The following is a 9,196-nucleotide window of genomic DNA, read 5'->3' as shown; positions in this document are numbered from 1 at the left end:
CAGGGAAACAATAGGTGATTCTAAAGAATCCTTTAATATGGCATTTAAAAAGGCAACTAAAATATCTTCATTCCCATTTGTGCCAAATAACTGCTTAAATGCAAAATCGATACGTAAATTTACTAATGAATTGGACATGGTTTTCCTCTTCCTGTTTCAAACTATATCTTTACCTTTATTGTACATAAAACCAAAGTCAACATGCAAACAATCCCTATGATTTATATAGGGGATGCATACAGATGTACACAATAAATTATCGAAGACGATTTGGGATCACCATACATGCCCATCAACTTAAGAATTTTATAACACCCCTAAAACAAAAATTGTACATTTTCACCGGGAGATGCCACTTTTCTCGTTTTGGGGTATATGCTTTTCTTAGCTTGATGGCGATGTGGTGCTACCCCATGTAGTTTTCTATGTCTCTTTCAAATGATTTTTGCACCAGAACCAAAATTCATCATATCGACCTAAATATATTCACCGTAATGTAATAATGAATTTAAATATGAAATTTTGCATATATTCAAAAAGCAATCTACTTCCTTACTGATCAATGCTAGGATTATACATGAGGGTGATGTTAGATTATATATCAAATGGAGGAATATTTATGAAAAGAAAAATTTTTGCTTTAGCTTCAGTAATTGCTTTATCAGCCCCTATTCAAAGTGTGGCGTTTGCACATGAAAATAGCCATCAATATGGGACATCTTTTGGTCATAAGTGGTCCGCAGAAGCCATCCATGATGAAGGAGTAAGTACTCATTTATGGATTGTTAACAGAGGCATTGAAGTTATGGCCCAAAATAATACCGTTGTGAAGCCAAATGAGATATCTCTATTAAATGAATGGCGTAATGAGTTAGAGAAGGGTGTCTACTCTGCCGATTATGAAAATCCGTACTTTGATAATGGCACATTCGCTTCACACTTCTATGATCCTGATACAGGAAGTACGTATCTTCCACTTGCCAAACACGCAAAAGAAACAGGAGCAAAATATTTTAAATTAGCTGGTGAATCCTATCAAAATAAAGATTTTAAAAATGCATTTTTCTATTTAGGATTATCACTTCATTATTTAGGGGATGTTAATCAGCCTATGCATGCAGCGAACTTTACCAACGTTTCGCTTCCTATTGCCTTACACTCAAAATATGAAAACTTCGTCGATACTGTGAAAGACAATTATAAAGTAAAAGATGGAAATGGCTATTGGAACTGGAAAAGTGTAAATCCAGAAGATTGGGTTCATGCTTCTGCAGTTGGTGCAAAAGCAGATTTCCCACTAATTGTTAATGATAAGACAAAAAAGTTGTTTCTAGATGCCGCTATATCACAAGACGCTGCTGATAAATGGCGTGCTGAAGTAACACCGGTGACTGGAAAACGTTTAATGGAAGCGCAACGTATTACAGCTGGATATATCCACTTATGGTTTGATACGTATGTGAATAATAAATAATAAAATACGAAAAGAGAGTCCTTTTTCAAAGAAGGCACTCTCTTTTTTCAATTAGATAGTTTCTCCATGATTTAAACAAATTAGATTAGCTTTAGCTGATGGCTCTTCAATGGATTGATTAGCAGCACCAACAGACGAATCTTTTTTTCTACTGGTTGCGCTTCTGATTCTCCAAGAATAGACACAAGGTATGTACCGCCCTGGGTTTCGTCTAATCGTAGCATTTAGAATATGCCCTTTTATTGTCCATTACAGCAATATTACCGTTAGTTAGTTTGTTTTGTTGTATAGGATTGAACTTTATTGTTTTTAGACTTGAATCGTGGCATATCATTCTGTTTTGTGAAAAAACGTGAAAAAGCATCTGCGAGGTTTTTTTATGTGGATTGAAGAGCAATACTATCTACTTCTTTTAACCAAAGCGTATCCTATAGCTTCTTTAATTGAGTGGGCTCAGCAGAGCAAGAAGGATAGTTAATCCTTTGCCAGTTTCTTTAGAGGTGTCATTCCGAAGAGCAAGAAAATGATTAAATACAAAGCGACTGCACCCAATGGTCTTAGCAATTAATATTTCTTGTCGCTTATTTGGATAGATACGGAACTTATATGCTTTATTTACTAACACGGGTTGCACCTCGCTTTCTTGTATGATGCCTTCAGTATACAAAAAACGTAGGATTATGCCTACAGACATTCATCTCTTACCTAAAATTGGTGTTTCACACCTTCACATTTTTGAGGAAGAAGTTTTCTGTCGGAACAAGATAAATATAATAAGGGAATGCATGTATACTGATTTATACTGCATTCCCTTATTGTAATTGTATGTCCACTATATTTTATTCTTCCTTTTCTAAAATTTAAAAACTAACATCCAAATTTCTTAGTTTTCACCTCTTTCTAGATCCACTCCATTGTAAAAAAACTCTTCATTAAATGTCCAAACTATTAACTAGTGTCCCCTCTAAACTATAATAACTTTTAAAATTTTCCCAACAAAAAAATCCCCGTAAAGCATATACACTTTACGGGGAGAGCCTGTTTTCTATCTTATTATATACGTACAGCCGTACCACTTACAGCAACCATTAACATACCATCACGAACAACTTCGTAGTCTACGTCAACACCAACGATTGCATTAGCACCTTTTTGTCTTGCAAGTTCTTTCATTTCGTCCATTGCAATATCACGTGCTTCTTTTAATTTACTTTCATAAGCACCAGCACGACCACCAACAACATCACGGACTGAAGCGAATAAATCGCGGACAATATTCGCACCCATAATAGCTTCACCATTTACAATATCAATATATTCACTAATTTCTTTCCCTTGAATTCCCTGCGTTGTTGTTACAATCATGATTGACACTCTCCTATAACTTATAATTTTTAATCGGCGTTTCTTATGTCTTTATTATGACATGGAAAAAGTAGCTAGACTATCTAATAACCTTACAGGAATGTGACATTTTTGTAAGGAAAACTTACTCATTTTCTATTCGGATTTCTTTAAATATTAGACGAGAAATCTAAAGCAAATACCACGGAAAATATATGTTTTTTTACAGATGATGGTTGAGTTCAAACATATTTTTAATATCCAAAAATATCTACCTCAACTGCAGAAGCATATCCATTTTTTCCATTTGTCACTTCTATTTTTACATATTTAATAGCAAACCGGTTCAAATGTTACAGTTTTGTTATCCTTATTATTTTCCCATGTTCCAAACGATACTTTTTCATACTTAAGACCATCCACACTCGTATAGATATTGTAATTTAAAATATGACCATTTTCTGACCAATCTTGTCGGGGTAGATATACTAATTCTGTAATTGTTCGCTTTCCATCAAGCTCTAACGATAAAAAAGCCTTGCTGATTGCAAGACTCCTCTCCTCATTTCATACAATTGTGTATCGACTATTCTCTGAAACAAGTAAACTTGTATGATCAATCTTGACACGACATTTCCCTAACCTCCGCTTTACTTCCGATTGTAATTTCTTGTTTGCTTCTTCTAAAGAATGTGCTGGAATAATTGCTGATTGTAAGTCTGTTACCTTGCCATCATACATCACAGAAAAATCAATTTCATATCGATGTATCATAATTTCTCCACTTCCTTTCCAGTAGTTCGCTTACAACTCATCCTTACATGCTTTTTGTTTTCGTATATTTTTACAATTACACTAAGTTTCTTCACAATCCTCGCTAACCCTACCAAAATAACCTTTAAAAATTCCAATACTTAATAAAATATATGCAACAACCGTGAACTACCCGCCACTTAACGACCTAACGGACTGTCTGAAGTGGGGGCTTCTCGGTTAGTCGTTACTTTTGATAGCTAACGAATTAGTCCTTAGACAGCCGAGCTAACTCCCTTGTTCCAAAGGTTATTTTATTGCTATTTATGCTAACGCTAATAGACGTAGTGCTTCATTTTTGATATTGATAGCTGAGTTATAATCTCTATCGATATTTACACCACATATACAAGAATATACTCGTTTAGACAATGATATATCTTTCACAATTCCACAATTGCTACATGTTTTTGTGGAAGGAAACCATCTGTCTATTTTCACAAGTTGTTTTCCTTGTTCGTGTAGTTTATAAGCTAAGAAAGAAGTGAACATACCCCAACCATTATCAGCGACACTTTTTCCAAAATGAAGTGCTTGCGACATACCTTTCAGGTTTAGGTCTTCAATAGCTACAACATCAAAATTAGCAGCTAACTTTTTAGACTTATGATGAAGGAAATTCTTACGTTGGTTTGCTATTTTCTCATGTAACTTAGCTACACGAATACGTTGTTTATTCCACCGTTCAGAACCTTTATTGCGCCTTGCTAATACTCGTTGTGCCTTTACTAATTGGTCCAACATGTTACGATAGAACTTAGGATAATTGGCTTTCTCATCCTCAGAACTAACGTATAATCCATCCATCGCAAAGTCTAACCCAACAACTGTTTCTACTTCTTTTTGTACAATCTCTTTTTCGTATTCAGTCAAGATGGACACATAGTATTTACCAGTAGGTGTCATAGAAATTGTACATGACTTGATCATATAATCTTGTGGTATCTCTCTATGTTGTTTGATACGTACCATTTTCAGTTTTGGCAATTTGATATGACCATTAAGCAACATAATATTTCCGTTTACTACATTCGTTGTATAAGACTTTCTGTCTTTTTTACTTTTGAATGTTGGGAACTCATTTTGACCACTAAAGAAATTCTTATAGGCAGTTTGCAAGTTTAGTTGAGCATTTGCCAAAGCTAATGAATCAACTTCTTTTAACCACTCAAATTCTGCTTTGTATTTCGCTGGAGTTGGAAGCTTTTGTTTCTTTAGTTGTTCCTTATCATCTTTGTATTTTTCGTACACTTCTTTCCGTTCAGCTAACATTCTGTTATACACGAAACGTACACAACCGAAGGTTTTACGCATAAGATATGCTTGTTCTTCTGTTGGATACAAACGGAATTTATAGGCTTTATTATGCTTTGTCATATCATTTCACCTCACTTTTCACCTTGATTTTCAATATATTTCTTTACTACGTCTATTGGCGAACCACCAGTAGTTAGTAAGCAAAAACTTCTTGACCAAAACATTTCTTTCCAAAGTTTCTTTTTCACTTGTGGAAAGTCTCTCTTGATTAGTCGAGAACTTGCACTTTTATACGCATTAATAAATTTTGTCATTTCTGTATTCGGATGTGCCTTGAACAAAATATGAACATGGTCTACATCATGATTCCACTCTACCAGTGTTATGTTGTAATTCTCGGATAACCTGACAAACATGTCTTTTGCATAGTCTGACATATCATCATCAAACACATTTCTTCTGTATTTTACGACCAACACAAGATGATAATATAACAAGAACACTGAATGATTATTGCTATCTAATTTCATTTATATACCAACCTTTATACTTTATAAGACTGATTTTATCAGAGGCAAAATAAAAAACAAAGCCTTTTGGCTACGCCAAACCGAAATTCATCTCCCACCTACCGTTGGGCTACGCCCTTCACACACTTGAGGAAGGGGAATTCGTTAAAAAATCATTCTCACACCTTTTTTCTGAAACTTCATTTAAGCTACTTAAAATCCCGAATAACAAGCATAATCTCATTCGATACCAAATGTATTAACAATTCATTAAAAATCGATTACAAACAAATCTGGAATGTTATTTTTTCTGGAATGGAAACTTTTTGTGCTGAAAATTAAATAAATATTATTATCCATCACAACCAATTGATAATCCTGGTAAAAAGGATCTAGATTTTCATCACTACTCATATCTCTCTCCCGAAAACAAACTTATTCTTTAGAATAATAAGTCTAATTATGATGTAATTTGTAGGATTTTTATACTCTTTGTCGAATACATGTAAAAAGGAGGGAATATGGCATGCTATTCACAGGATTCTTCATTAATCTATCTATTTTTTCTTTCCTAGCTAGTTCAGCTATTTTTATTCAAGTATTTATAAGGAAAACGGATCACAAATTTATCCATTTATTTCAGGGCACATATGCGGGTATCGTAGCTGCTATTTTGATGATTTTTAATTTTAAGCACATGGGATTGTTTTATGACTTGCGAGCCGTTCCTCTTATTATTTCGTTTATTTATTTTGGTCGTACAGCTGGCTGGATCACGTTAATGTTTATTTTATTTATGCGTATTTTCTACCTTGGTGGTGATTGGGGACCAGCTTTGATAGCTGCTTTAGGAATTGCTACTATATATACTATATTCAAAACATATCTCAAAAATACCCATCCCTTTAAAAGCGTCTTTCTTTATCTAGCTGTTTATCTAGCCATAATTCATTGGGTATTTGGATTCTTTTTTCCTTCTATCTCACTTATACTTCTTAACATCCAAGGTACATTATTTATATCTTGCGGACTCTTAATTGGCGTTTTCCTTATGGAATCCTATCAAAATTTATATAACTTAACACAAGACCTAGCTAAAGCGAATGAAACTTTATTAGAATCAAAGCAAGAATTAAGGGATACCGTACATGAACTACAAGGAGGTATTTTTAAATTTAAAAAAGCAAATGGGAAATTTATTCATACTCTGTGTGATGGACAATTATTTTATCAACAAGGATTTCACTCTGAACAAGTTGTAGGGAAGAATTTACCTACTATAGATCCTTCCATTATTTCATCCCATTTAGTTTCTCGAATACTAAAGTATTATCAACAGGCATGGAATGGTGAAGAAATAACTTTCGAACTACCATGGCCGAATGATGAGACTATGATACTTGTCTCTCTTAGGCCTGTTAAAAGAGAGGGAACAGTGGTTGAGGTGGTTGGTTCTACTGTTGATATAACGAAAAGAATAAATGCGGAAAATGAACTAAAGGTGACGAAAGAGCGACTGGAATCATTTATTAATCATAACGTAGATGCTATCACTATATTTGATTTAGACGGACATATGTTGCAAGCGAATAAAGCCTATGAGAAGATTTTTGGTTGGTCAGAAAAAGAATCCGTAGGAAAAAAATTACCTTGCGTACCTGATTTTTTAATGAATGAAACTTTAGAGTTAATCAAAAATATTAGTAATACCAATATACAAGACCCTATTATTACTAGGTTAGAAACAGTTAGACAACGAAAAGATAAAACTCTAATTGATGTAAACGTGACGGTTTCACCAATTCTAGATTTAAGGGGCAATATAATTGCTTTATCAGGAATTTGTAGAGACATTTCTGAAAGGAAACAAGCAGAAAGAGAACGCCGTCAATTACATCAACAATTAAGAGACAGTGAAATGAAATACCGTGCGCTCATCGAACAAGCAACTGATGCGGTTTACGTAGTAGAACTGAATGAGGATAAGGTTCCAACTCAATTCATTGAAGTAAATCCTGTCGGTTGTAAAAGATTTGGGTATAGTAGAGAAAAGCTTCTCTCAATACCGTTTTTCAATATTGTTTCTCAAGATTCTAGAATGATCATAAAAATGTTAGAAAAAATTAAAGAAGGACAATCTTTTTTTACTTTACAAGATGAATATACTTTTCCAACAGGAAAAACAATAACAACAGAATTTAGTATCCATATTTTCAGCTTGAATGGCAAAAACGTTTTCTTAAGTATCTCTCGAGATATCACTGAACGATTAAAAACAGAGGAATTATTACGAAAATCGGAGAAACTTGCTGTAGTAGGTCAATTATCCACTGCAATTGCTCATGAAATTAAAAATCCTTTAACAGCAATGAAAGGATTCATGCAGTTATTAAAATCAATGGAAAATAAGAACATTGAGCATTATATAGATATAGTGTTATCAGAGATTGAACGTATAGATAGTATTACTAATGAATTTATGACATTAGCAAAACCTGAGGCATTAGAAATTAAAACTAATGACCTGAATGTATTAATGAAGCAAATTGTAATGTTACTTGAACCTCAAGCGATAATGAATTGCATACAAATTACAACTGAGTTTACATCTGATACTTCATTCATACTTTGTGAAGGGAATCAATTAAAGCAAGCTTTTATAAATATCTTAAAAAATGCGATTGAAGCAACACCAATGGGAAGGGAAATCTTGATTCAAATCGAATATGCACCTGATAAAAAGCAGGTAAACATTCAATTTACCGATTACGGGTGTGGAATTGAAAAAGAACGTTTACCTTATCTAGGGGAACCATTTTATAGTATCAAAGAAAATGGTATCGGTTTAGGATTAATGATTTGTTATAAAATTATTGAAAAACACCAAGGAAAGATACTTATTGAAAGTGAAGTAGGAAAAGGAACAACAGTTAATATAAATCTTCCTATATCTACTCTCGAAAAAGAAAACTCTTATTCATCTTTTTAGGTACATCCTAGAACCATGAAGTATTAGTTAACAAACAAGTAGTTTCTGTGAAAAAAACGGAAATTTCATTCCAAACCTAAAAGTTAGACTAAAGTCTTTCATCCACTTTCCCATATCGCAAAACCTGTTATAACAAAAGATTTTAAAATAAGAAAAGGCCGTAAAGCGTTTTATACAAAGCGCTTTACGGCCTTTTGATTTTGAATCAACGGTACGTTATAAATCATAATGATGAATCCAGATTATAATCACTACATAAGCAATATACATTCTATTTTCACCTATTATTTCTACTAAGTCACTTATGATTAAGATTATTCCTAGTTGATAATAGTTTCCCATTGAAATTGCTTGGCTTAGATATACATAATCTCTAGTCTTTCTAAGTTGATAGTATTAGTATGTCCAAGTTTGATAGATTTTTTATACCATAACCAGTCTTTTTATCTCATTCGTTGACGAACAAATACGAATCCACCTAAAGCCATCAACAACATTCCTACAATATATGAAATCATCTCCATTGATGTTCCACCTGTGTTAGGAAGCCATACTGATGTCTTAGTATTTTCTTTAGTAGGTGGAACTTTTGAATCCGTGCTTGGATCTTTTGGATCTACGCTCGGATCTTTTGGATCTGTGCTCGGGTCTTTTGGATCTACGCTCGGATTTTTTGGATCTTCCTTGATTTTTGTATTCGTAATATCATAACCTTTTACTTCAGATTTATATCCATCTACCGGTTGTTCTTTTACTTCATACTTATACACCTTACCTTCGGCATCATATGCCGCTAAGCCTTTGAATCCG

At 33.6% G+C, this 9,196-nt stretch carries 8 protein-coding genes and 2 pseudogenes; 2 read left to right on the top strand and 8 right to left on the bottom strand.

What is annotated here, in order from left to right:
• Positions 1-138: PD-(D/E)XK nuclease family transposase (locus FT637_RS28845; RefSeq protein WP_193649156.1), on the bottom strand; the 138-nt coding region annotated here is incomplete at its 3' end.
• A gap of 481 nt (positions 139-619) precedes the next feature.
• Between FT637_RS28845 and FT637_RS28840 the strand changes: the two genes are divergently transcribed.
• Positions 620-1,474, top strand: a complete 855-nt coding sequence (locus FT637_RS28840) for a phospholipase C (protein WP_193649155.1) — start codon at positions 620-622, stop codon at positions 1,472-1,474.
• Positions 1,475-1,617: 143 nt separating this feature from the next.
• On the opposite strand, the pseudogene FT637_RS30525 reads toward FT637_RS28840, so the two are convergent.
• The 6 genes and pseudogenes from FT637_RS30525 to tnpA all read right to left on the bottom strand — a co-directional run.
• Positions 1,618-2,099: pseudogene (locus FT637_RS30525) on the bottom strand (helix-turn-helix domain-containing protein); the annotation flags it as partial.
• Positions 2,100-2,527: 428 nt separating this feature from the next.
• Positions 2,528-2,839, bottom strand: a complete 312-nt coding sequence (locus FT637_RS28830; RefSeq protein WP_000637500.1) for a heavy metal-binding domain-containing protein — start codon at positions 2,837-2,839, stop codon at positions 2,528-2,530.
• Between the two features lie 233 nt (positions 2,840-3,072).
• Positions 3,073-3,349: pseudogene (locus tag FT637_RS28825) on the bottom strand (discoidin domain-containing protein); the annotation flags it as partial.
• A gap of 36 nt (positions 3,350-3,385) precedes the next feature.
• On the bottom strand, positions 3,386-3,592 hold the full coding sequence (locus FT637_RS28820) for a hypothetical protein (protein WP_193649153.1): 207 nt from the start codon (positions 3,590-3,592) through the stop codon (positions 3,386-3,388).
• A 303-nt stretch (positions 3,593-3,895) separates the two neighbouring features.
• Positions 3,896-5,008, bottom strand: coding sequence for an RNA-guided endonuclease TnpB family protein (locus FT637_RS28815; protein ID WP_193649152.1), 1,113 nt, complete (start codon positions 5,006-5,008; stop codon positions 3,896-3,898).
• Between the two features lie 11 nt (positions 5,009-5,019).
• Entirely contained in the window at positions 5,020-5,418 is a 399-nt protein-coding gene (tnpA, locus tag FT637_RS28810; protein WP_002169923.1) for an IS200/IS605 family transposase, read from the bottom strand.
• A gap of 505 nt (positions 5,419-5,923) precedes the next feature.
• Here tnpA and FT637_RS28805 point away from each other — a divergent pair.
• Positions 5,924-8,386 carry a PAS domain S-box protein gene (locus FT637_RS28805; RefSeq protein WP_193649151.1) on the top strand — a complete coding sequence of 821 codons (2,463 nt, stop codon included), beginning with the start codon at positions 5,924-5,926 and terminating at the stop codon, positions 8,384-8,386.
• A gap of 443 nt (positions 8,387-8,829) precedes the next feature.
• Here FT637_RS28805 and FT637_RS28800 read toward each other — a convergent pair.
• The coding region (locus FT637_RS28800; RefSeq protein WP_193649150.1) for a Cna B-type domain-containing protein at positions 8,830-9,196 on the bottom strand (367 nt) is incomplete at its 5' end.

This window comes from Bacillus cereus (genome assembly GCF_015071065.1).
Taxonomy (GTDB): Bacteria; Bacillota; Bacilli; order Bacillales; family Bacillaceae_G; genus Bacillus_A; species Bacillus_A cereus_BA.
Note: the sequence above shows the minus strand (reverse complement) of the source record. Positions and strands in the feature narration are given on the sequence as shown.

Excerpts from the sequence above, each read along its gene's own strand:
- FT637_RS28820 (WP_193649153.1), bottom strand. The coding sequence starts at position 3,592 with ATGATACATCGATATGAAATTGATTTTTCTGTGATGTATGATGGCAAG.
- FT637_RS28830 (WP_000637500.1), bottom strand. The coding sequence starts at position 2,839 with ATGATTGTAACAACAACGCAGGGAATTCAAGGGAAAGAAATTAGTGAA.
- FT637_RS28805 (WP_193649151.1), top strand. The coding sequence starts at position 5,924 with ATGCTATTCACAGGATTCTTCATTAATCTATCTATTTTTTCTTTCCTA.
- FT637_RS28815 (WP_193649152.1), bottom strand. The coding sequence starts at position 5,008 with ATGACAAAGCATAATAAAGCCTATAAATTCCGTTTGTATCCAACAGAA.
- tnpA (WP_002169923.1), bottom strand. The coding sequence starts at position 5,418 with ATGAAATTAGATAGCAATAATCATTCAGTGTTCTTGTTATATTATCAT.
- FT637_RS28840 (WP_193649155.1), top strand. The coding sequence starts at position 620 with ATGAAAAGAAAAATTTTTGCTTTAGCTTCAGTAATTGCTTTATCAGCC.